At 70.8% G+C, this 22741-nt stretch carries 18 protein-coding genes and 2 pseudogenes; 10 read left to right on the forward strand and 10 right to left on the reverse strand.

What is annotated here, in order from left to right; genetic code table 11:
- Nucleotides 1-43: 43 nt before the first annotated feature.
- Nucleotides 44-442 (reverse strand): VOC family protein, encoded by a 399-nt coding sequence (locus NLI01S_RS18205; RefSeq protein WP_067606238.1) that lies wholly within the window; start codon nucleotides 440-442, stop codon nucleotides 44-46.
- Between the two features lie 237 nt (nucleotides 443-679).
- On the opposite strand from NLI01S_RS18205, the gene NLI01S_RS18210 reads away from it, so the two are divergent.
- Both NLI01S_RS18210 and NLI01S_RS18215 read left to right on the forward strand, forming a co-directional pair.
- Nucleotides 680-1729: an NAD(P)-dependent alcohol dehydrogenase gene (locus NLI01S_RS18210; protein ID WP_067606191.1), complete on the forward strand. Its 1050-nt coding sequence runs from the start codon at nucleotides 680-682 to the stop codon at nucleotides 1727-1729.
- Nucleotides 1730-1805: 76 nt separating this feature from the next.
- A complete protein-coding gene (locus NLI01S_RS18215) occupies nucleotides 1806-2591 on the forward strand; it encodes an SDR family oxidoreductase (RefSeq protein ID WP_067606193.1) in 786 nt (261 codons plus the stop codon).
- Between the two features lie 61 nt (nucleotides 2592-2652).
- Here NLI01S_RS18215 and NLI01S_RS18220 read toward each other — a convergent pair whose 3' ends face one another.
- The 4 genes and pseudogenes from NLI01S_RS18220 to NLI01S_RS18235 all read right to left on the reverse strand — a co-directional run bounded on the left by NLI01S_RS18220 (nucleotide 2653) and on the right by NLI01S_RS18235 (nucleotide 6950).
- Nucleotides 2653-3462, reverse strand: coding sequence for a DUF1295 domain-containing protein (locus NLI01S_RS18220; protein WP_067606195.1), 810 nt, complete (start codon nucleotides 3460-3462; stop codon nucleotides 2653-2655).
- Nucleotides 3459-4768 (reverse strand): annotated as a pseudogene (locus tag NLI01S_RS18225) (class I SAM-dependent methyltransferase). The gene NLI01S_RS18220 and the pseudogene NLI01S_RS18225 overlap by 4 nt, the downstream one beginning before the upstream one ends.
- Complete coding sequence (locus NLI01S_RS18230; RefSeq protein WP_067606197.1) at nucleotides 4765-6276, reverse strand: class I SAM-dependent methyltransferase; 1512 nt, start codon at nucleotides 6274-6276, stop codon at nucleotides 4765-4767. The pseudogene NLI01S_RS18225 and the gene NLI01S_RS18230 overlap by 4 nt, the downstream one beginning before the upstream one ends.
- A 356-nt stretch (nucleotides 6277-6632) precedes the next feature.
- Nucleotides 6633-6950: a hypothetical protein gene (locus NLI01S_RS18235; protein WP_067606200.1), complete on the reverse strand. Its 318-nt coding sequence runs from the start codon at nucleotides 6948-6950 to the stop codon at nucleotides 6633-6635.
- Nucleotides 6951-7144: 194 nt separating this feature from the next.
- On the opposite strand from NLI01S_RS18235, the gene NLI01S_RS18240 reads away from it, so the two are divergent.
- On the forward strand, nucleotides 7145-8620 hold the full coding sequence (locus NLI01S_RS18240) for a bifunctional phosphatase PAP2/diacylglycerol kinase family protein (RefSeq protein WP_067606202.1): 1476 nt from the start codon (nucleotides 7145-7147) through the stop codon (nucleotides 8618-8620).
- 6 nt (nucleotides 8621-8626) lie between these two features.
- On the opposite strand, the gene NLI01S_RS18245 is transcribed toward NLI01S_RS18240, so the two are convergent.
- Nucleotides 8627-9601 carry a phosphotransferase gene (locus tag NLI01S_RS18245; protein ID WP_190318513.1) on the reverse strand — a complete coding sequence of 325 codons (975 nt, stop codon included), beginning with the start codon at nucleotides 9599-9601 and terminating at the stop codon, nucleotides 8627-8629.
- A gap of 80 nt (nucleotides 9602-9681) precedes the next feature.
- On the opposite strand from NLI01S_RS18245, the gene NLI01S_RS18250 reads away from it, so the two are divergent.
- Both NLI01S_RS18250 and NLI01S_RS18255 read left to right on the forward strand, forming a co-directional pair.
- A complete protein-coding gene (locus NLI01S_RS18250) occupies nucleotides 9682-10530 on the forward strand; it encodes an alpha/beta fold hydrolase (RefSeq protein WP_067606242.1) in 849 nt (282 codons plus the stop codon).
- 114 nt (nucleotides 10531-10644) lie between these two features.
- The gene (locus NLI01S_RS18255; RefSeq protein ID WP_067606204.1) at nucleotides 10645-11586 is read left to right on the forward strand and encodes an MBL fold metallo-hydrolase; all 942 of its coding nucleotides are present in this window, start codon (nucleotides 10645-10647) and stop codon (nucleotides 11584-11586) included.
- Nucleotides 11587-11641: 55 nt separating this feature from the next.
- Here the strand turns inward: NLI01S_RS18255 and NLI01S_RS26680 are convergent, their stop codons facing one another.
- The 4 genes and pseudogenes from NLI01S_RS26680 to NLI01S_RS18265 all read right to left on the reverse strand — a co-directional run bounded on the left by NLI01S_RS26680 (nucleotide 11642) and on the right by NLI01S_RS18265 (nucleotide 14447).
- The gene (locus tag NLI01S_RS26680) at nucleotides 11642-12583 is read right to left on the reverse strand and encodes a stealth conserved region 3 domain-containing protein (RefSeq protein WP_307602122.1); all 942 of its coding nucleotides are present in this window, start codon (nucleotides 12581-12583) and stop codon (nucleotides 11642-11644) included.
- 3 nt (nucleotides 12584-12586) lie between these two features.
- Nucleotides 12587-12739: pseudogene (locus tag NLI01S_RS26755) on the reverse strand (sugar phosphotransferase); the annotation flags it as partial.
- Nucleotides 12724-13434, reverse strand: coding sequence for a hypothetical protein (locus NLI01S_RS26685; RefSeq protein WP_307602125.1), 711 nt, complete (start codon nucleotides 13432-13434; stop codon nucleotides 12724-12726). The pseudogene NLI01S_RS26755 and the gene NLI01S_RS26685, both read right to left, overlap by 16 nt.
- A gap of 221 nt (nucleotides 13435-13655) precedes the next feature.
- Nucleotides 13656-14447, reverse strand: coding sequence for a class I SAM-dependent methyltransferase (locus NLI01S_RS18265; RefSeq protein WP_067606206.1), 792 nt, complete (start codon nucleotides 14445-14447; stop codon nucleotides 13656-13658).
- A gap of 275 nt (nucleotides 14448-14722) precedes the next feature.
- Between NLI01S_RS18265 and NLI01S_RS18270 the strand changes: the two genes are divergently transcribed.
- From NLI01S_RS18270 to NLI01S_RS25815, 5 genes are all read left to right on the forward strand, one after another.
- Complete coding sequence (locus tag NLI01S_RS18270; RefSeq protein ID WP_084392696.1) at nucleotides 14723-15328, forward strand: hypothetical protein; 606 nt, start codon at nucleotides 14723-14725, stop codon at nucleotides 15326-15328.
- Entirely contained in the window at nucleotides 15325-16482 is a 1158-nt protein-coding gene (locus NLI01S_RS18275; protein WP_067606208.1) for a PrsW family intramembrane metalloprotease, read from the forward strand. Before NLI01S_RS18270 ends, NLI01S_RS18275 begins: the two co-directional genes overlap by 4 nt.
- Before the next feature lie 278 nt (nucleotides 16483-16760).
- Entirely contained in the window at nucleotides 16761-20642 is a 3882-nt protein-coding gene (fxsT, locus tag NLI01S_RS18280; protein ID WP_190318514.1) for an FxSxx-COOH system tetratricopeptide repeat protein, read from the forward strand.
- Nucleotides 20639-21658: a toll/interleukin-1 receptor domain-containing protein gene (locus tag NLI01S_RS18285; RefSeq protein WP_223809290.1), complete on the forward strand. Its 1020-nt coding sequence runs from the start codon at nucleotides 20639-20641 to the stop codon at nucleotides 21656-21658. The genes fxsT and NLI01S_RS18285 overlap by 4 nt, the downstream gene beginning before the upstream one ends.
- Nucleotides 21655-22737, forward strand: a complete 1083-nt coding sequence (locus tag NLI01S_RS25815; RefSeq protein ID WP_067606214.1) for a hypothetical protein — start codon at nucleotides 21655-21657, stop codon at nucleotides 22735-22737. The genes NLI01S_RS18285 and NLI01S_RS25815 overlap by 4 nt, the downstream gene beginning before the upstream one ends.
- Nucleotides 22738-22741 lie beyond the last annotated feature (4 nt).

Consider the following 22741-nt stretch of genomic DNA (forward strand, 5'->3'; position numbering starts at 1 on the left):
TCCGCCGGGCGCCGACCACCGGTGGTGTGGGGCTCCCCCGCCCTCAGGCCTCCTGTGGCGTGGCCTCCATCGCGGCCAGGTGCTCGGGGCTGAGCTGGACGATCTGTACGTAGTTGCCGTCGGGGTCCTGGGCGGTGGCGAACAGGCTCCCGTCACGATCCTCCAGCGGGGCGACCCACGTGGTGCCCCGCTCCTCCATGCGGGCGGCGACGTCTCGTGCATCGGCGACGTCGAAGTTGAGGATCATTCGGGGCGCGTCGACGGCCTTGGGGCCGATGTCGTCGCGTCGGTCGATCATCATGTGGAAGTCGCCGAACTTGAGCACCCGGTAGTCGTCCATGGTGTCGTTGCGGACCGGGTCGAGCACGGCGGCGTACCAGTCGCGCAGGCGGTCGGGGTCGGTGCTGGCCAGGAGCATGCTGTCGAGGACGGTTTTCTTCACGGGGGTCCTCCCGGTGTCGTTGGTTCGGTCGTTCACCCATACCGACTCGGCGGATGCATTGGACTCATCGCCTCGGCGGGCGCGATCGGGTCAAACGATGCGGACGATTCCGTACGCGCTTCTTGGGTGACGCACCGTGACCGCCGGTGTTACCTTCGCGAGGGCGAGAGGGCAGGTCAGGCCCGGTTCGCCGGTGTCCGGTCGAGGGCACCGAACCTCACGCGAGGGAGATCGCACATGCGCGCAGTGGTGTTCGAGGACTACAAGCAGTTCCCCTCACTCACCGAGGTGCCCAAACCGGAGCCGGGCCCGGGAGAGGTGCTCCTGCGGGTGGCCGGCGCCGGGGCGTGTCACTCCGACATCAGCGTCTACCGGGTGTTCGAGGAAGGGCAGCCGGGCGCCCAGAAGCCGCCGTTCGTCCTGGGGCACGAGAACGCCGGGTGGGTCGAGGCGCTCGGCCCGGGCGTGAGCGAACGGGTCGAGGTGGGCGCCGCGTACCTGGTCTACGGTCCGATCGGCTGTTGGCACTGTCGCCAGTGCGCCCAGGGGGTGGAGACCTACTGTGAGAACGCCGCCTCCCTGCCGTACCTGGCGGTGGGGCTGGGCCGGGACGGCGGCATGGCCGAGTACATGACGGTGCCCGCCCGGCACCTGGTCCCGCTGGGCGACGCCGATCCGGTGGCCGCGGCCCCGTTGGCCGACGCGGGCCTGACCCCCTACCACGCGATCAAGGAGGCGCTGCCGTACCTGGCCGGCGGTGGTCGGTACGCTCTGGCCATCGGGCTGGGCGGCCTCGGCCTGATCGGAGTGCAGATCCTGCGGGCGTTGACCGGCGCCACGGTCATCGCCACCGACGTCAAGGAGGACGCGCGCGCCCGCGCCGAGGCGGAGGGCGCGATCACCGTCGGCGCCGGGGAGGACCAGGTGGAGAAGATCCGCGCGCTCACCGGCGGGCACGGTGTGGACGCGGCCTTCGACTTCGTGGGGGCGGCCCCGACGGTGTCCGCGGCGGCGGCCTCCATGGCACAGGGCGGTCGTTGCACCATCGTGGGCATCGCGGGCGGCACCCACGAGTTCTCGTTCTTCACCAACCCCTACGAGACCCACATGACCAACACCTACTGGGGTTCGGTCGCGGAGCTGTGGGAGGTGGTGGAGATGTACAAGGCCGGGCAGATCCGCCCGGACGTGGAGCGGTTCGCCATGGACGACGCCTTGGAGGCGTATCGGAAGCTGGAGGCGGGCGAGGTCAACGGTCGGGCGGTCGTGACCCCGAACCCGAGCTGACACCCGAGCCCACACTGGGGTTGCGGGGTCTGCCAGGATGCGCAGAACATCACCGGACCGCAGCGGAGGAAACGAGATGGATCTGGGAATCGCCGGCAGGGTCGCGCTGGTGACCGCGGCCAGTTCGGGGCTGGGTCGGGCCATGGCCCTCGCCCTGGCGGCGGAGGGGGTGAACGTGGCGGTGACCGGCCGTGACACCGAACGTCTCGGGGCCACCGTCGACGCCTGCCGGGCGAGCGGGGCGCGGGCCGTCGGCGTCGAGTGGGACCTGACCGAGCACGGACGCGCCCGAGAGGTCGCCGACCGTGTCGCCACCGACCTGGGTCCGGTGGACATCCTGGTCAACAACACCGGCGGACCGCCGCCCACACCGGCCCTGGGTCAGGAGCCCGCCCTGTGGCGGGACATGTACGCGGCGATGGTGCTGCCGGTGATCGAGCTGACCGACGCGGTCGTGGGCGGGATGCGTGAACGCGGCTGGGGGCGGATCATCACCAGCACCTCGTCGGGGCCGATCACCCCCATCCCGAACCTGGGCGTGTCCAACACGCTGCGGGCCTCACTGCACTCCTGGTCCAAGACGGTGGCCACCGAGGTCGCCGCGGACGGGGTGACCGCCAACGTCGTCGTGCCGGGTCGGATCGCCACCCCTCGGGTGGACTCGTTGGACCGCGTCCGGGCCGAACGTGAGGGGCTTTCGCTGGAGGAGGCCCGGGCGAAGGGTCGCGCCTCGATCCCCGCCGGCCGTTACGGCGACCCTGCCGAGTACGGCGCGGTGGCGGCCTTCCTGGCGAGCAGGCAGGCCGCGTACGTGACCGGTTCGGTCATCCGGGTCGACGGTGGTCAGGTCCCGTCGGTCTGAACCGGAGACCTGAACCGGTCGGGGCGTGGCCGGGCCATGGGCACGCCCCGACCACGCCCCCTCAGGCGTGGGGGCCGCGCCGGGGCGGTAGGGGGAAGAAGGCGCTGGTGCGTTCGGTGTACTCGGCCCAGCCGGGGCGACCGGCCATGTGCTCCTCCATCAGCCGTTGGCCGGAGCCCCGGGTGAGCAGGTAGGTCATCACCAGTGGGGCGGGCAGGGTGAGCAGGACCCACCACGAACCCGCGGCGACCAGGAACAGGCCCCACCACACGCACGCGTCGCCGAAGTAGTTGGGGTGGCGGGTCCACGCCCACAGGCCACGGTCCATGATCCGGCCCTTGTTGGCGGGTTCGGCCTTGAACCGGGCGAGCTGGGCGTCGCCCACGGACTCGAACAGGAACCCGGTCAGCCACAGCAGCGCGCCGAGCGCGGCCACCCATCCGAAGGTTCCGGAGGTGAACGCGCCCACCTGGATCGGCGTGGAGATCAGCCATACCAAGGCTCCCTGGAGCAGGTAGACCACGCGCAGCGCGTAGAGGTTCGGGTCGCCGGGCGCGTTGGCCAGGAACCTCTCGTAGCGCGGGTCCTCGCCCTTGCCCCGGCCGCGCAGACCGATGTGCACCGCCAGGCGCAGCCCCCACACGGTGGTCAGCGCGACCAGTGGCCAGACGCGGGTCGGGGCGCCGTGTCCGGTGGCGGTGACCACCACGCCGGTGGTCAGCGCGGTGGCCGCGAAGGCCGCGCCCCAGGCGGAGTCGACGACGCTGTGCCGGCTCAGCCGCACCCCGATCGCGAAGGTGGTGAGCATGACGGCGGCCAGGACCAGCGCGGTCACCCCCAGGTCGAGGGCCAGGGCGGCGCCGACGCTCACGTGGTCTCCTCGGGGCGGTGGGCCAGGATCTGGTCGACGCCCATGCGCCCCTCCTCGAAGGCGAGCGCCCCTCCGGCCAGGTACAGCCGCCACACGCGCGCGGTCTGCGGGCCGGCGATCCGCACCATTTCGTCGAATCGACGCTCCAGCTCCTCGGACCAGGCGCGGGCGGTGCGCACGTAGTTCTCGCGCAGCCCCGTACGCCTCGCACCTCCAGCCCGGCGTCCTCGATGAGCGCGACGGTCTCACCGAGCGGGCGCATGTGCATGTCGGGGGCGATGTAGCGCTCGATGAAGGGGCCGCCGCCGGGGTGGGCTCCGCGCCGGGACATCTGCTGGACCAGGAGGGAGCCACCCGGGCGCAGCAGGTCGTGGAGTCGTCGGGTGAAGGGCCCGTAGGCGTCCCGGCCCACGTGTTCGCCCATCTCCACGGTGGCCACGGCGTCGAACCCGCGCCCGACGGGTTCGTCGAAGGTGTCGTCGGCGATGTCGCGGTAGTGCAGCAGGCGCACGTCCACCAGGTGTTCCAGTCCTTCGGCGGCGGCACGTTCGACCACGTGGTCGTGTTGGCGCGCGGACAGGGTCACCGCGTGCACCCACGCCCCGTACTCGCGAGCGGCGTGCAGGGTGAGCGAACCCCACCCGCAGCCCACGTCCAGGAGTCGGTCGCCGGGGCGCAGTCCGAGGTCGGCGCAGACCAGGTCGAGTTTGGCGCGTTGGGCCTGGGCCAGGGTCTGCTCGGGCCGTGCGGGATCCCAGTAGGCGCAGGAGTAGGCCATGGTCTCGTCGAGCAGTAGTTCGTAGAGGTCGTTGCCGGCGTCGTAGTGGTGGGAGACGGCGGCGGCGTCGCGTTCGCGGCTGTGCGGGCGCCCGCCCATGCGCGCCTCGGTGATCGGTGCGGGCGGCGGTGGCCCCACCAGGCCCAGGACCAGCGCGGCGTGGGCCAGGCGCACCCAGTCGGCCGGGACCGGCACAGAGGTGCCGTGTTCGCGTACCGAGGCCCATACGCGGCGCAGGGCGTCGGTGAGGTCGCCCTCGACCTCCAGGCCTGCGGTGACGTAGGCGCGGGCCAGGCCCGGTTCTCCGGGGCGGGCCAGTACGTGACGCAGGGCGTCGCGGTCGCGTACCGTCGCCCGCGGCGCGTTCGCCGGTCCGTGTTCGCTGCCGTCCAAAAAGCACAGCCGTACCGGTGAGACCCCGTTGAAGAAGGCGTCGACCAGGGGGCCGAGCAGGCGGGCCACCCCTCGTGCGCCCCGGCCGTCACCGGGTCGGTCCCGGGTGGCGGTGGTGGAAGGGGTGATGGTCATGTCGGGCGCTCCAGGGTGATCTGTTCGACGTCGATGATCGCGGACCGGAATCCGGCCTCGCAGTAGGCCAGGTAGAAGGTCCACATGCGGTGGAAGACGGGGTCGAAGCCCGGTTCGCGGACCTGGTCGAGTGCGTCGACGAAGGTGCGGCGCCACACCCCGAGGGTGTCGGCGTAGTCCCGGCCGAAGGCGTGTCGGTCGGTGACGCGCAGCCGGGTGTGGGCGGACAACTCCCGGCGCAGGGCCGTGACCGAGGGGATGAGTCCGCCGGGGAAGACGTACTTGTGCATCCAGGTGTAGGAGCCGCGCGAGGCGCGCATCATGGCGTGCTCCATGGTGATGCACTGCAACGCCACCCTGCCGCCGGGCCTGGTGAGGCGGTCCAGGGCGGTGACGTAGGCGGTCCAGTACCTCTCGCCCACCGCCTCGATCATCTCGCAGCTGACCACGGCGTCGTAGGAACCGGTCGCGTCGCGGTAGTCGCACAGTCGCACCTCGACCCGGTCGGCCACACCGGCTTCGGCGACGCGGGCGCGGGCCAGGTCGCGTTGTTCGGTGGACAGGGTGATGGAGGTGACGCGCGCACCGCGCCGGGCGGCCCGCACGGCCAGTTCGCCCCAGCCGGTGCCGATCTCCAGGAGTTCGGTGTCCTCCCCCACCCGGGCGGAGTCCAGGAGCCGGTCGATCTTGCGTTCCTGGGCTCGGGCCAGCCCGTCGGCGTCACGCGGGTCGTCGGTGCGCACCCGGACGCCGCGGTCACCCCTGGCCACCCCGCGTACGGGGGTGCCGGTGCGCACCGAGTGCAGGTTCTCGGCCACCCGTTCGACGTAGGTGTGCGAGCCGCCCACGACCGTGCGCCAGCGCGGTGATCCCCAGATCCCGAGCATGCCGTGGTGTTCCAGGAAGGTGAACAGGTGGTGGGCCGGGTACTCCAGGGCGGTGCCCGCCGAGCAGGACCAGACCGCCGAGACCAACGGAAGCAGGAAGTGGGCGGTGAAGTAGGGGGAGAAGCGGTGGTGTTCGACGAAGGCCCCGAGGGTGGGGCCGACCGTGTCCCGCTTTCCTCCCAGGCGGCGGGCGGTCCTGAGCAGGCGGTTCGCGGCCCGATGGAAGCGTGGGAGGTCGCCGAGCATGCGCAGGTAGTCGACGCCCGCTCGGGAGCGGTTCGGCCACAGGGCCCGGAGCCCCCTGGCCCCCGCGTACTCCAGTCCGCAACCGGCGCAGCTCACCGACAGGCTCATCTCGGTGGGGCGGGTGGCGACGTCGAGTTCGTCGAACAGACGCAGCAGGTGGGGGTAGGTGCGGCGGTTGTGGACGATGAAGCCGCTGTCCACACCCAGTGGTCCACCGTCGGGGCCGGGGAGGTGGTGGGTGTGGGCGTGCCCACCGAGCCGGTCATCGGCCTCGAACAGCGTGACGTCGTCGTGGTGGTGCAGGACGTGGGCGGCGGTGAGTCCGGAGACCCCGCCGCCGATCACCGCGATCCGCCTTCGGTGGTGTGTGCTCATGCGCTCTCTCGTGTGCCGTGGTGCGGCCGTCACGAGGTATTCGGTGCCCAGGGCCGGTCGGATGGGTGGTGTCCGACGAAGGGTGTCCGACGAAGAAGGCTCACGCGGTTCGAACGGTGTCCGGTCGGTCTTCCGACGGGGCCACCGGAATCAGGGGACGGGGCGTGGGCGTGGGCCGGAGGCGACCGGATCCAGCAGTGTTCGCGTGCGCTCCGTGGGTGGTGGGCCGGGGCACCCGGGTGTCCCCGCGCGGGTCTCGTGGATCAGCCCGACCCGGACCCGACGTCGGGCACGGCCGACCCCGGTGGGCGGCCCCGACCCGGTTCCGCCCACGACAGGGGTGAGGGGCTTGGGCCTCAGACCTTCTCGGAGGGGCGAGGGCCCAGCCCGAGGGCGGAGCGCAGTTCGTCGCAGGCCTCGGCGCAGCTCTCGTCGAAGGTCACCACCTCGACCGGGCCGCCCCTCGCCCAGCGGGCGAGCTGGTCGTGCCACTCGCCACGCGGCATGGAGACGGTGTCGGGCGGGGTGAGGTCGTCCCCGACGACGACCGGCGGGCCGTCGGTGAGGACGGTGACCCGGTGCTCGGGATAGGTCCGAGCGAGGTCCGTGTCCAGGGGGTGGGAGGAGTGCAGGACCACGACGTGGGTCTGTTCGGGGCTCTCGTTGGTGGTCATGGGCGCCTTTCCTTGGGGGGAACGCCCGAACCCTACTCGCCCAGGGCGCCCTCCAAACGTGATCCACCGGGCCGGTTCCGGTCACCGGCCCGGTGGGGGCCGGGCGAAGCCCGTCGGTGACCGTCGAGGGCGCCGGCCCCGAGTCCCTCGTGCGGCTTATGGACAACTCATCCGGTTCCCACCAGGCTGGGCGCATGCGAATCCTGCGTCACCTACAACGCATCGACAAGAGCGTCTACGACAAAGTGACCCGGGTGGGCACCCCGCGGCTGGACGGCTACACGCCGCGGTTCGTTCAGGCCACCGACCACATGGCCCCCTGGATGATGGTCTCGGCCACCCTCGCGGTCACCGGCGGGCCCAGGTTGCGGCGTACCTCGCTGCGGGCCATCGTCGCGGCCGGCCTGGCCAACGCCACCGCCTCCGGGATCAAGTACCTGGCGCGGCGGCCCCGACCGGACAGTTCGGCGATCCCCGCCGCGAGGTTCCCCTACCGGACCTACCTGAGTTCCTCCTTCCCCTCCGGGCACACCGCCGCCGCGTTCGGGTTCGCCGGTGGGGTGGCCGCCGACGCTCCCAGGCCCTTGTCGGCGCTGGTGACCGCGCTGGCCGGCACTGTGGGGTTCTCACGGGTGCACAGCGGCGTGCACTACCCGGGCGACGTGCTCGGCGGAATGGCGATCGGGTTCGCCTCCGCCCTGGCAGCCAGGGCCCTCATCCCACCCAGGCCCGAACTCGTGCACGGCGCGAGCACCGTCCCCGCCGGTGAGGCCGACGTGGACCCGGAGGGCGCCGGGGTGACGGTGGTGCTCAATCCGCGCTCGGCCGAAGGCGCCCTGCCCAGTCTCTCCATGGCCGACACCACCACCCGGGTGGCCCGGCAGCTGCCCCGAGCACGGATCATGCCGATGTCGGCCGACGACGACATCGTGGAGGTGATGGACGAGGCCGCGCGCGACTGCGAGGTGCTGGCGGTCGCCGGTGGCGACGGCACGGTGAACGCCGGTGCGACCGCCGCCCTGGCGCACGACCGTCCCCTGTTGGTACTACCGGACGGCACCCTGAACAACTTCGCCCGTACCCTGGGTCTGACCTCGGTGGACATCGCGTTGCGCGCCTTCACCGACCGTCGTCTGGCGCGGGTGGACGTGGGCGAGGTCGACGGGCACGTCTTCCTCAACACCTCCTCGTTCGGGTCCTACCCGCACATGGTGGAGCATCGTGACCGGTGGGCGCAGCGGATCGGCAAGTGGCCGGCGTTCGCGTGGGCGCTGTGGCGGGACCTGCGGGAGGTGCGGCCCACCCCGGCCCTGGTGGACGGACATCAGGCCAAGGTGTGGTGGGCGTTCGTGGGCAACTGCCGGTACCGGACGCACGCGCGGGTGCCGGGGCTGCGCGAGCATCTGGACGATGGACGTTTGGACGTACGGGTGTTGTGCGCCCGCTACCCCTTCCCCCGGTTGCGGGCCGTGATGGACGTCCTGTTGGGGCGGCCGTTGTCGGGCCGAGGCTACAGCGAACGCCTGGTCGAGTCGTTGACCCTGGCCATCCCCTCCCGGCCGAGGTTGATCGCGGTGGACGGCGAGGTCATGGAGGGCTCGCCGACGATGTCGTTCCGCAAACGTCCGGCGGCGCTGCGGGTGTTCGTGCCCGCGGGGTCGGATCGCTGACGGTTCTCAGGTGACCAGGCGGGCGAGCACGCCCGCCAGTTCCGCGAGCGCCCGTTCGGTGTCGGGGCTGCTCCGATGCGGGGCGCCGAACAGGTCCACGAACTCCACCACGTCCCGCAGGTCCCAGCGCAACCGGTACAGGTCGAGCAGGTCGGGGTCGGGAACGTGCCCGGAGGCGTCGGCGTAGCGGGCCAGGGCCTCGGGGTCGTCGGTGACCGGCCATAGGTCGCGCTCGGGCACGGCGACGCCGACGGTGTCCCAGTCGACCAGCAGTGGCCGGTCCTCGCGCCACAGCAGGTTGCCCGGATGTGGTTCGCCGTGGGTGATGACGGCCCGGGCCGGGTCGACCGAGGCGGCCCGGTGCCCGAACCAGGTCAGGTGGGCGCGCAGGGCGGAGCCGTACTCGTCGAGGAGGTCGACGACGGCGCCCGACAGGGGCCCGTGATCGCCGAGCCCGCGGGGGTCCTCGGCCAGGGCGGCCAGGTGTTCGGTGCCCTCCAGGGCGACCGGGAGCGTGTGCGCGGTGCCCGGGGGCGGGCACCGGTGCAGCGCCGCGAGCGTGTCCAGGACCCGGTCGCGGCGGGCCGGTTCCAGGACCTGACCGAACTCCCCGGAGACGCCTTCCACGTGTGGAAAGACACTCAGGGCGTAGCGCGCGCCCACTGTGTGGACGGTGGCGCCGGACAGCGAACGCAGTGGCGCCACCACGAACCCGAGCCCGGCGTCGTCGTGCAGTCGGGCCGCGGTGTCCATGGCCCCTTCCAACCGGTCGAGCACCGTGCGCGGGTCCTCGCCGAGGAAGGTCTTGTGCTCCAGGTCGGCCAGGGTGAGGAACCAGCGTCGCCCCATGGTGTCGGTGGCGCTCCAGTGGTGGTCTCCGAAGCCCAGGGGCACGTGCGTCAGCGCCACGGCGCGCACGCCCCAGTCGGCCAGGGCGGACAGGAGGCGATCTTCGTCGACGTCGGCGGGCTCGTCTCGCATACGGCGGACCGTAGCAGCCCCTGGTCCGGGTGGCACGAACCCCTTGCCCATGGGGGGTCCGTGCCGCGAGGATGACGGTCATGCCCACCTTCGAAGCTCCCGACGGCGCCCGCCTGTCCTACCGATCCGACGGACACGGCGAACCGCTGCTGTGCCTGCCCGGCGGCCCCATGCGCGCCTCCGCCTACCTCGGTGACCTGGGTGGGTTGTCCGCCCATCGCCGACTCGTCCTGCTCGACCTGCGCGGAACCGGTGACTCACAGGCCCCCGAGGACGATTCCGGGTACCGCTGTGATCGGCAGGTCGCCGACGTGGAGGCGCTCCGTGTCCATCTGGGCCTGGAACGGATGGACGTGCTCGCCCACTCCGCGGCCGGGGATCTGGGGCTGCTGTACGCGCTCGCCCACCCCGACCGGGTGCGTTCCCTGGTGCTGGTGACCGCGCGGATGCGACCCTTGGGGGTCGAGTTCACCGACGGGCACCTCCAGGAGGCCGCCGCCCTTCGTTCCGGTGAACCCTGGTTCGAGGCGGCGTTGCGGGGCTACACGAACCTGGCGAACGGTTCCGCCTCCGGCGAGGACTGGGACGCGGTCATGCCGTTCTTCTACGGGCGCTGGGACGAACGGGCCCGGGCGCACGCGGCCACCGGGGTCGAGCAGTCGAACGAACACGCGGCCGGGTTGTTCTCACCCCCGGACGCCTTCGATCCGGAGGCGGGTCGCGCGGTGGTGGCGTCCTGGGGCGTGCCGGTCCTGCTCCTGGCCGGGGAGTTGGATGGTACGCCGCGGCCGCACGTCGCCGTGGACGCGGCGCGGTTGTTCGACGACGCCCGCACGGTGACGCAACCCGGTGGTGGGCACTTCCCCTGGTTGGACGATCCGGTCTTCTTCGGCGACGCCGTCGCGAGTTTCCTCGACCGGCGTCCCTGAGGCTCACTCGGTCTCGGCGGTGTGTTCGAGGTTCTTGAAGCGATCCTCGCCTATGGAACGTGACCGTGCGTTACGCTGCCGGGTCGATGAACGGCCATCAACGAAGGGACGCACGTGGGCGAGGCGACGGGGACCGGACCGGAGAGCGGGGCGCTGCACGAGGTCGTCGACGGGGTGTACGCCTGGGTACAGCCCGACGGCACCTGGTGGGTGAACAACGCCGGCGCCGTCACCGGAACCGAGGGCACGTTGGTGATCGACACCTGCGCCACCGCCACGCGCACCCGCCGCTTCCTGGACGCCCTCGCGGCCGTCACCGACGACGCTCCCGTGCGCTGGGCGCTCAACACCCACCAGCACGGCGACCACACCTACGGCAACAGCGTGCTGCCCGACTCGACCGTGCTGATCGGGCAGACCAAAATGCGCCAGGCCCTGGAGAACGACCCGTTGTTCGAGAACGTCCCTCCCGTGTGGGAGCCCGTCCCCGACTGGGGCGAGGTCACCCGCAGGGTCCCCTCGGTGACCCTGGGCCGGGAACTCACCCTGCACCCGGGCGGTCGCCGGGTCGACCTGCACCACCCCGGATACACCGCGCACACCCCCGGCGACGTGGTGGTCTGGCTGCCGCAGGAGCGGGTGCTGTTCACCGGGGACCTCGTCTTCCACGGGCTGACCCCGCTGGTGTTCATGGGCTCGCTCGACGGGGCGCTGCGCTCGCTGGAGTGGGTGCGCTCCTTCTCCCCCGAACACGTCGTACCCGGGCACGGCCCGGTGTTCCAGGCCCACGACCTGGACGGGGTGCTGGCCGCGCACGAGCGCTACTACCGGTTCGTGCTGGCCACCGCCCAGGACGCGGTGCGTGAGGGCCGCACCCCGCTGGAGGCCGCTCGCTGCGCCGACCTGGGCGAGTTCGCCGACTGGGCCGACGCCGAGCGCATCGTCATGAACCTGCACCGCGCCCAGGCCGACCTGACCGGCGAGGCGATGGACCTGGAACGGGCACTGACGGACGCGGTCGAGTGGAACGGCGGCCCGATGTCCACGACCCTGTGACGAGCGGAACGAACCCGTCCCGGGGCGCGGCCCTGGTCCGCGCCCCAGGGGGCGATCAGGCCGCGACCTCGGCGTGCGACGGGTCGTCCTCACCAACGAGGACGTCGGCGCGCTCGAACGGGGACGGGAACGGGAAGCGGCGCTCCAGGTAGTCGCGGAGCATCTCGGCCACCTCCTCCTGACGTTCGGGCGGGGTGTCGAAGTCGTTCAGGCACAGGAAGTCGAACGGTGCGTCCAGGCTCAACTCCGCCAGGTCCTCCCGTGCCCGTTCGGTTCCGATGTCGATGTAACGGGTGCGGTACTTGCCGCGCACCCCCTGCCCGCTGAAGAGGGCGTAGTACTGGTGCAGGGTGGTGGCCGGGGCGATGTCGTCCGGGTGTCGAAAGCGCGAGCGCGCCGTGCGCTCGATGTCCTCCCGGTAACGCCCCTCCAGTTCCCGGTGGACCCGGCGCAGCTGCGGCAAGGGGGCGTGGCGCACCTTCTGGGCGATGGTCGCGCCGAATTCCTCCATGAGCAGCGCGCGGGCGTTCTTGCCCGCCCAGTTGGGGGCGACCTCCTCGGCGATCGGGGCTCCGACGCCGATCTGGTGGCTGGAGAAGGGGAGCCGGACGATTCCGTTGGAGTGGAAGAAGTACTCGGCCCCGACCTGCTTGGCGAAGAAGACGTCGTCGTTGAGGTAGAGGTAGTGCTCCGACAGGCCCTCGATGTGGTGCAGCTGGGTCTCGATGGCCCGTGAGCTGAACACCGGCAGCGCGTCGGGAACGGTGAAGATGTCCCGGTGGTCGACCACGGTGAGACCCGGGACTTCGGTGTCGAGCCAGGAGGGCACCTGCGCGTCGGTGACCAGGTAGACGTGGCGAACGAACGGTGCGTACATGCGCAGTGAGCGCAGCGAGTAGCGCAGTTCCTCGTGGTCGGTGTAGCGCGAGGAGTTGGCGGCGTGGGTGGCCAGGTCGACGACCTCGCCGCGGTGGTGGGCGCGCTTGGCGGCGTGCACGGGGTCGGCGCCGTCGACCCAGGTGTAGACGACGTCGACCGGGAACCCGACGTCCTCGGGGTGGCGGTGCGAGAAGGGCTCGAAGGTGGGTAGTTCGCGCCCTCGGACGGTGAGCGTGGCGGGCGTTCGCGCGTCGGTGGTCAGTACGTCGGCGATCCGGTTGGGGCGCGGGCCAGCAGCGCCCCTTCCATCGCGTCCACGGGGATCTTCACGCGGAGCCGGTCGAGGGCGTGTTCGGCCCGTTCCCCGGCCAGGACCTTGGTGGCGTCGCGCCAGAACTCGACGTCACAGCCGTGGTCGAACCCGCCGAACTCGTCTCCGTGTTCGGACAGAAGGAGTTCGGCGAAGCGGATCACCAGGCCGCTCTTGACCTCGGCGTCCAGGGCGCCGTCGACGTAGGCGGAGATTCTGGCGGCCTTGCCGTCGGGGCCGGGCGCGAGGGCGTACAGGGGGCTGTCGTCGTGGAGTTCGCGCATGGCCTCCAGCAGGTCCTTGCGCCGGGAGCGGTGTACGCCCAGGACGTGGCGTTGGGGGGAACGCCCGGGCACGAGGAAGTGGTCGATCCCGGCGTGTTCCAGGGCGCGCAGGACCAGGTCCAGGTTGCGGTCGGCGGCTCCGGTCGCGGTGTGCTCCCGCACGACGCGACCGATGCGCTCGGTGCCCTCGGCGGTGTAGGAGCGCAGGTCGGCGTCGGAGTCCAAGAGGGCGGCGCGGCGTCTGGCGACGCGTTCCAGACGGCGTTCCTCCTTGACCCGTACCCGTTCTCTGAGGCGTTCCTCCTCTCGACGGGCCCTGACGGAGTGGGGGATCAGGAGTTCGGCAGCGCGCTTGAGGCGGGCTGTCACGAGCATGGACGGCCTTTCGCGAGTGGCTCGTCACGGAGAGTGCCGAACCGGGGGATATGGGGGATTCATCCCTTTGACTCGCGAAACCCGGGTTCGGATGACGACCAGGACACCTCAAGGTCGTTTGTAGACCGGTTCGGGACCGAACCGCGACAATGGGCACTCGACCATCACCCCTGGTGATCATGCTGGAACCGGGTGCCACCGAAGGCCGTGACCGTCCCCGCTCACTCCTGGAGGTCGGGGCGGGTCACCCGGATCTTGGACTGGCCGTGCGGGAGCTTCTCCCAATCGTCCATGAAACGCGCACGGAGCCCGTGCTTCTCGGCCATCGCGACGAGGGTCTCGGTGCGGTAGTAGAAGTCCTCGCGCAGCACGTGGTGCTCGGTGCCCTCGGTACGGTCGAAGGTGAAGTCGAAGAAGCCGCCCGGCGCGAGGATCCGCTCCACGTGGGCCAGGGCCTCGTCGATGACCTCCGGCGGCGAGTGCGAGAAGACGCTGTGCGCGTGGACGACGTCGAAGTGCTTGTCGGGCAGGAAATCGAAGGTCAGGTCCTGGGTGATGGTCAGGTGCGGGAGCTTGTGCTGTAGGCCGCGTTCGGCCAGGACCTTCTTCGCGGACATGAGGATGTCCGGGGAGATGTCGATGCCGTAGTAGCCGCCCGGGTCCAGGTGACCGATGAACCGCCAGCCGGCGCGCAGGTTCCCGCAACCGATGTCGAGCATGCGGTGGCCGGGTTCCAACCCGTGTCCGAGCAGGTACTCGAACTGCATCCGCCCCAGCGCCAGCCACCGTTCCTCGTTGCGGCTGCCGACCGCGGCCCTGGGGTCGCGGGCGGCGTCGGAGGCCATGACGGCGCGGTAGTAGGAGACGTGGTCGCGGTGGGTCAGGCGCAGGCGCAGGTCGCGCATGGAACGGCGCACGTACGGTCCCACCTTCGCGGGGTTGCGCAGTGCGTAACGGATTCGGTGACCAAGGGAGGAACGGTTCCTGGTGAGGGCGTCGGTCTTCTTCGACATCGGCTCGCGTTGGCCTTCGGTTTCGGGGGTGCTTTCGGGCGTTGGCATCCCATCATGTTCGCGTCGACATGCCAAGAGGACGTGCGGCGCGTTCCCGGGGTCGCCGCCACGAGTTCTCATTCGGCCCGTTCCTCTCGGATTCCACGTGCGGGTCTTCCCCGACCCGAGGTTCGGTGAAATCGTCGCAAACGTACGCCAAGTACCGTTTTCTTCCACTATGGGGGCCCGGCTCGATGCTTCGCTGGTGAATACACACCGCACAGCGAGGGGGCACGATGGTGGAGGAGAGCGAGACGCTTCGGCACGCGAGGCCGCGCGGACCGCGCAGCGGATGGTTCCCCTTGGGGATCGCCGTCGCCGCGATCGCGATCCTGGTCGGTGGGTGGGCCGCGGTGAACACCGTCCTGCCCGACACCACGCCCGTCGAGTCCGGGCACAGCATGGTGATCGCCACCGGTTCCGGGCATCAGGCGAAACTGTCCTTCGATGACGGCTGGGAGCTCCACCCGGGCTCCAGCAGCGCCGGGCAGCAGTACCAGTTCAGCAATGGGCCGGTGCGCCTACGGGTCACCGTGGTCACCCCGCCCGAGAGGTCGTCGGAGACCGCGCTGTGGGAGGGCATGCGCGAGGTCGTTCGGGTGGGCGACTCCTCCGCGAGCCTCACCGATCCCCGTCCGGTGACCGCCGAGTCGGGTGCCCAGGGCCTGACCGGGACCCTGCACAGCAACGAGGGCATCGGCACCGCGGCCCTCTTCCCCTCCCCGAACGGAGGCTTCGCCGTGGAGTCCCTGGCCGTCGGCGAGGACAGCGGGGGCGATCTGGCCGACGCGGACAAGCTCCTCCAGTCCATCAGGTTCGACCGAACGGAAGGAGGGGCATGAGCCACGCACGCCCCGGACCCGAGATCCCGTCAAGGAAGGACGCGCACGTGCCTCCTCCCCGCGATTCCGGGCAAGGTCGAGAGGGCGTCGAAAGACTGCCCGCCCCACATGAGGATCCGTCTCGACACCGGCGTCTCCCACGCCTGGTCACCTCGGTCGTGTTCGGACTGTTGTGCCTGGCCGGGTTCGCGATCATGGTCAACGGCCTCCTCGGGGCCGTACTGGTGTTCTTCGGTGAGTCGGTGCTGTCGGCGCTGGTCCTCGCCGTGGTCGGCGTCATCGGTTTCTGGTTGCTGCGCCGCATCCGCCCGGTACGACCACCGTCGACGACCTTCTCCCTCCTGGCCCTGCTCTGGGGCATGACCGCCGCCGTGGGACTCGCGCTGATCGCCAACGGCAACCTGATGACGATCTGGAACACCCTCGGCGGACTGCCGTTCGGTGAGGCCTGGGGCGCGGCGTTGAGCGCTCCCGTCAACGAGGAACTGATCAAGGTCGCCGGGGTCGTCCTGATCGCCGTCATGGCGCCGCGCGTGTTGCGCGGGCCCATGGACGGTTTCGTGATCGGCGCCTTGGTGGGTCTGGGCTTCCAGCTGGTGGAGGACTTCACCTACACGATGAACGTGATCCCCATGGTGGGTGGCCTCGACGGACCCGCCACGGTGTTCCAGACCCTCCTGCTGCGGGTGGGGCTCACCGGTCTGGGTTCGCACTGGGCCATGTCGGCGGTGGCGGGCACCGCGGTCGGTCTGATGGTCGCGGCGTCGTGGCGACCCGGTCGACGGCACGGGACGCGGGCGGCCCTGCTGCTGTTGGCCGCGATGGGCGTGCACTGGTTCTTCGACTCCCCGATCCTGGGGGGAGTCACCGGGACCGTGCTCAAGTCCCTGTTGGTGTTCCTGGTGGCGGTGATCGTCTACTTCGTCGTGCGTCACACCTACCGTTCCCGGGTCCGTCGTGCCTTGGCCGAGGAGGGCGAGGAACTGGGGATGCGCCGTTCCGCCGCGATGGCCCTGGCCGACCGACGCGGGCGCGGCAGGGAACTGCGCCACGTGGCGAATCCGGAGCGGCCGGCGGTGGCGCGCCGGCAGGAGCGACTGGTGGATTTCGCCGAGGATCGGGCCTCGGAGTATCGCGTCCCGTTCCGAGAGTGAGTCGACACGGGTGGGGCCCTCGGCACGACGCCGGGGGTCCACTTTTTTTTCTTCCCCTTTTCTTCTTAGGACAAATAGGGACAACAAACACCACATACGAAACATGATCCCCATCCTTTCCTTCCTCCCCTTCTTCGAGATCTCGTTCCGGTACACACCGGGTTCTCCGGGCACGAAACCGGGAACACCCCTACCCCGTCCGAAATACCCCGGAGAAAGCGACCGAACGCCCCTGGCCCGCCCGAAGAAGAACGGATATGGGAAATCCCGGAGCCACGTTGACCAGTAAAGAAAGCGGGGAGACGAACTCCAGTGGTCGGATCCTCGTGTTCCACTCCCCCCTGTCCGGAAGCAGCTGCACCACGTCCCTGGCCAACATCGCCTGGAACATCGCCGGCACCGGACGCAGCGTCCTGCTCGTGGACTTCCACCTGCGCGATCCGGAGCTGCGGGAGTACTTCGCGCCGCTGTTCACCCTGCGCGGCGAGCCCCAACACGGGATCGTCGACATGGTCACCGAGATCATGGCCCAGACCCAGGTCCCGGGGGCCGACCCGGCCCAGGTGTGTCGACAGGGCACCGAGCTGCATCATCGCATCGACCGTCTGAGCCGATGGACGGTGATCCCCGGGGTCCCCGAGGGAGAGATCGGCTATCTGGGGCCCGGCGGCCGCGACCCCGAACAACGGGTCCTGCTGCAGAACATCCACAACGCGCGCTTCGCGACCAGCCCGTCGGCCCGGCACTTCCTGCGCGCACTGCGCACCCGCCTGCTGCACAGCGGTTTCGACTACGTACTGGTGGACACCGCCCCCGGCAACGGCCTGTTCGGACGCCAGTGCGCCACGCTCCTGGCCGACCAGGTCGTGCTGTGCCTTCCCCTGAACCACAACGCCGTGACCAAGGCCGTGGGGATCACCGCCGACCTACGGGCCGAGACACCCGACGTTCCCGTCCACCCGGTGCTGACCAGGGTCGACCAGGACCTGCCCGAGCTGACCGCCCACCTGGACTCCGTCTACGCCCGGTTCGCCCCCTACGTCGAAGTGCCCGAAGACGACCCGTGGCGGTACTGGGGGCGGGCCGAGATCCCCTACAAGGCGGCCATCGCCGAACGTCGCACCCTGGCGGCCTTCCTGGAACGGACCAGGACGCCCAACTCCCTGTTCCACTCCTACGAGCGCCTGACCTCCCTGCTCACCGAAGGCGACGTTCCCCGAGGACGCCACCTGACCCAGGAACAGACCGAACAGGTCCAGCTGGTCTTCGAGCAGATCCGGCACGGGACGGTCACGTCGGTGGTCCTGGTGGCCGATCCCCGCGACCGGGTGTGGGTCGACTGGGTCGGCGCCCAACTGGAGTGGGTCGGTATCCGGGTGATCCGGACCAGGAACGGCCCGGACGTGCCACCGCACGCACCGGCCAACAGCGTCGTCACGGTGCTGGTCTCCGCCCACCTGCGTGGATCCCCCGCCATGGACGTCCTGGCACGGCTCCTGGAACGAGAGCCGGACCACGGTGGCAACGGCGCGCACCGGGTGCTCGGCGTGACCATCGGGGAGGGCGCCCCACCCGACGACTTCCCCGAGGCGGAGTGGCTCAACCTACGCATACGTGAGGAACGGGACGCCCGCCGCGCACTCCTGGCCCGGTTCGATCCGGCCTTCGACAGCCGCCGTTCGTCGGGGCCCGAGCACGGACCTCGCTACCCCGGCGAGCCCAACCCCGAGCGGATCAACAACGCGCCCAGTGGCAACCCGAACTTCAGCGGCCGCGAAGGGCACCTGGAGCGGATCCGCGACCTGCTCGGCCAAGGGATGGAGGACAAACCACCGGTGGTGCTGGTGGGCATGCAGGGCAGCGGCAAGTCGGAGATCGTGCGCGAGTTCGTCCGACGCTTCCGCAGCGACTACGACCTCATCCGGTGGATCTCCGCCGACCGCTCGGAGAAGGTCGAGGCCTCCCTGACCGACCTGGCACCCGAACTGAACCGGCACACCCCCGACGACCCGGGCGATCCCGACCGGCGGATCGAGGGCCCCGAGCACGTGCTGGACGCGCTGTGCCGGGGCCGACCGGTGCACCGGTGGCTGCTGGTCTACGACAACGCCGGGCCGCCCGGCGACCTGGACGCGCTCATCCCCCACGACCACGGGCACGTCATCGTCACCTCCTACCACCGGGACTGGGAGACCTACGGGCACCGGCGCTGTCTGCAAGTGGGTCCCTTCACCGAGAAGGAGGTCGTGGAGCTCTTCGACGACCGGTGCCCGGAGGTGGACGCCACCACCGCGCTCGGCCTCTCCCGACGCCTGGGCCACCTGCCCGCACTACTGCACCGCGCCCTGGAGTGGCTGAACTCCGCCCAACGTCGCGACGACGGGGGCCGGGCGGTGGCCGAGTACGTCCGGTTGCTCGACGAGCGCGAACCTTCCGTCACCCGGGGCGAGGGTTCGTTCGAGGAACGGTTGAGCGGGTCACTGGCCCTGGACGAGATCGAGGGCTACCACCCGGCGAGTCTGTGCCTGATCCGACTGGTCTCGCACCTGTCCCCGCACGGCATCCCCGAGGACCTGCTGCGTTCGCCGCGCGCCGCCGCCGAGTACGGCGAGGCCGATCCCCGGTACCGCAGCGGGCTGATCAACTTCAACCACATCCACTACCAGCTCACCCGGGTGCTGTTGCTCCACCACGACCGGCACCTGAAGACGTTCTCGGTGCACCCGGCCGTACAGGAGGTGGTCCGCGACCGTGTCCCCGAGGGCGAACGCGACCGGTTCCGGGAGGCGGCCCGTCTACTGTTGGCGGCCTACGCGCCGCACGACGAGGAGGCCGACGACACCCGGCACGAACACCGGTACGAACACCTGCGCTGGCACATCGTCCCCTCCGGCGCCGACCGCAGCGCCCACGACGACGTGCGCCGATGGTTGGTCAACCAGGTGCGCTACCACCACAGGCGCAGCGAGTTCGGGGCCGCGTTGCGTCTGGGCGCGCCGCTGTTGGAGACCTGGACCGAATCCTTCGGCGAAAGCGACCAGCTCCGGCTCCGTCTGGCCACCCAGCTGGCCAACGTCCACCGGTCGCGTGGCGATCACCGCGCGGCGGATCGGCTCAACAGCAGGACCCTCGACCTCCAGCTGGAGGTCCTGGGCGAGGCGCATCCGTTCACCCTGTTGACCCGGCGCGGAATGGGTTCGGACCTGCGCGCCCTCGGCCGGTTCCAAGAGGCGCTGCTCCACGACCGCAAGACCTACGACGCCTACCTCGACGACCGCGGGCCCGACCACCAGCACACCCTGCTGGCCGAACACAACCTGGCGCTGTCTCTGGCGGCGGCCGGTGAGTACGGCCCCGCCCTGGAGAACGCCGCCCACGCGTTCCGGGGCGCGCGGGAACTGCTGCCCCAGGAACATCCGCACACGTGGATCCTGTCCTCGGCCGCCGCGACCTACCGGCGCCGGATGGGCGAGTACGTGATCGCCCAGCGCCAGATCCATCAGGCCGCCTACCTGCTGCGTCGTACCGTCGGGGAGCTGTCCTCGCACACCCTGCACGCCCGCAAGGAGCTGGCGGTCACCGAACGCCTGGTCGGCGAATCCGATCAGGCGCTGCGCCGGATCCTTCGGACCAGGGAACTGCACATGAACGAGTACGGCGAGGACCACCCGCGGAGTCTGGCGATGGGCCTGGAGCTGGCCGCCTGCCTGGCCGCCGACGACCGTTTCGAACCGGCCTGGCTGCGGGCGCAGGCCTGCGTGGACGGGTACGAACGGACCTTCGGCGAACGGCACCCGTTCACGCTCGTGGCCCGATCCAACCTGGCCGCCTACGCCTGCCGGGCCGGCGAGGTCGAGCACGCCGCCGCGCAGGCGCGACTGGCCCACGAGGGGCTGGCGGAGGACGACCAGGTGGGACCACGGCATCCCCTCACCCTGGGCGCGGCCGTCAACCGGGCCAACACCCTGGTGGCCGCCGGTGAGATCACCGAGGCGGTCGCACTGGACGTGCGCACCCAGGAGGCCCTGCGTGAGCGCTTCGGTCCGCAGCACCCGCACGCCGAGATCGCCTTCGCCAACTACCTCAACAGCTCCGCCCGGCACACCGGAGACCCGTTCAGCGAACGTGCCCACATCGATTTGGAGGTACCGGAGATCTGAGTACTCACGAGGCCACGGGCAAGGGCGCCCCCGAACGTTCCGGCACCTTCTTCACCAGCTATGGCGGCCGTAAGGCGGACCGGGCGGAGGTGCTGCGTTTCCACGCCGACCTGGAGCGGTCGGTGCGGCTGCACACCGACGACCACGCCACCGGGCTCAGCGGCCCCTACCTGGAACAGGGCGGGAGATGGCGCGAGGAACTACTGGAGCACTGCGCGACCGCCGCCACGATGGTGGTGCTGTTGAGCGAGACCCAACTCGACAGTGAGTGGTGCGCGCGGGAGTGGGCCGTGTTCGAGGAACGTATGCGCCGTTTCCGATCGAACGGCTCGGTGAACGGGGAGGCGGCCCAGCCGCTGCTTCCCTTGGTGTGGACCCCGCTGAGCGGCCCGTTGCCGATCGCGGTCCGGGAACGACAACGGTTGGACTGGGTGGAGCCGGTCGGGCACGCCGACCGGGGTGTGCTGGACCTGATGTACACCGCCCCGGACGACTACCGGGCACTGTGCTTTCGGATCGGGGGGCTGGTGGCCCGGGCCGCGGCCACTCCCCTACCGCCCCTCCCGCTGGACGAGGCCGGGGCGGTTCGGCCGGCGTGGGACGCGGGGGCGCGGGCGAACGGGAAGCACTCCGATCCCCGCGCGAAGGAGTGCGTCCTGGAGGGAATCGAGCCGCGGGATCCGTTGAGGCGCCGGGTGGCGCACGTGTTGTCCCGTGTACCCGGCCTGGACGAGGAACACCTGTGGCGGGCCTTCCTGAGCAGGCTCGGAGAGCTGCGGGGCGGCCGGGCCCAGAACCCCCTCCATTGGCCGGTCACCGAACCGACGTTCGATCGGGTGAGCCGGCTCGTGGAGCACCTCTCGCACCAACACCGCTCCGAGGACACCATCGCCTGGCTCTCCCAGGCCGTGCGCGAGACCACCGGGATCGACTACGCGGCCGACGCCCTGGCGAGCCTGGACCCCGACCCCGGTCCCGGTCCGGATCCCGAAACGGAAAGGAGCCTCGAACCTTGAGCACGCCCTCCCCCGGTTCCACCGCCTCCTCGGACCGGCGTCCCCGGATCGCCGTGGTCGGCAGCCTGGACTCCCGGCGCGAGTACGATCCGCCGCTGCGCGACCTGGACCGAGCACGCGCGGCCTGCCACGAACTGGGGCGCGCGTTGGCCCTGGACTCCTTCGACCTGGTGGTGTTCTCCGACCGCGACCACTACGCGGAGACCCTCGTGGTAGGCGGATACGCGGCGGCGGACACCCCGCGGGGCCGGGTACTGGCTCACCAGGCACGGCACCAGGAGTACGCGCCGGAGCTGCCCGAGGGGGCGTCGGTGCGGATCACGACGGTGCGCGACATCGGTGAGGAGTGGGAGGTCCCCTTCTACCGGACCCTGTTGGAGACGGACGGGGTGATCCTGGTCGGCGGCGGACGCACCACCCGGGTGGCGGGGATTCTGGCGTTGGCACGGGACATCCCGGTCGTCGCCTTGGCCGCCTTCGGTGGCGGGGCCCGACAGGTGTGGGCCGACCTCCCCCGTTCGGGGGAGCACGTCCTCGAGGCGGACGTGAACGTGCTCGGCGAGCCTTGGTCCACCGGGTCGGCGGAGCGCGTCGTCGGAGTGCTGCGCGCGCAGGTGGGGCGGCGGGCCGCGAGCCGGCGACGGGAGCGGCGTTCACGACGGTTGGACCGGTGGTCGGAGTCGGGCGGGCTCCTCGCGTCGATCCTGCTGCTGGTGGCCGCGCTCGCCTCGATCGTGTTCGTGCCCGGACCCGGACCGGCCGGGACCGCCACCCTGGCGTTGCTGCTCGGCGCACCGATGTGCGCGGCGGTCTCCGGCGGGCTGATCCGCGACTCGTTCGGGGCCTCTCCCACGGTGCTGCGGGCCTGCGCGCGCGGATTGGGCGCGGGGGCGGTGACCGTCCTGACCTACGTGGCGGCGCAGCTGCTGACCGCGCCGGAGCTGTTGGCGGACCTGGACGCGCGGCGGCTGCTGTTCTTCGTGGTGCCGATGGGGTTCGCCGCGGGCTTCACCTTCGATCTGGTCTTCGAGCGGATGCGCCGTACCGACCCGAAGGGAGCCGGTTCCCCATCGCCTTGACCCG

Origin of the sequence: Nocardiopsis listeri NBRC 13360 (assembly GCF_001570765.1) — a bacterium.
In the GTDB taxonomy this organism is placed as follows: domain Bacteria; phylum Actinomycetota; class Actinomycetes; order Streptosporangiales; family Streptosporangiaceae; genus Nocardiopsis; species Nocardiopsis listeri.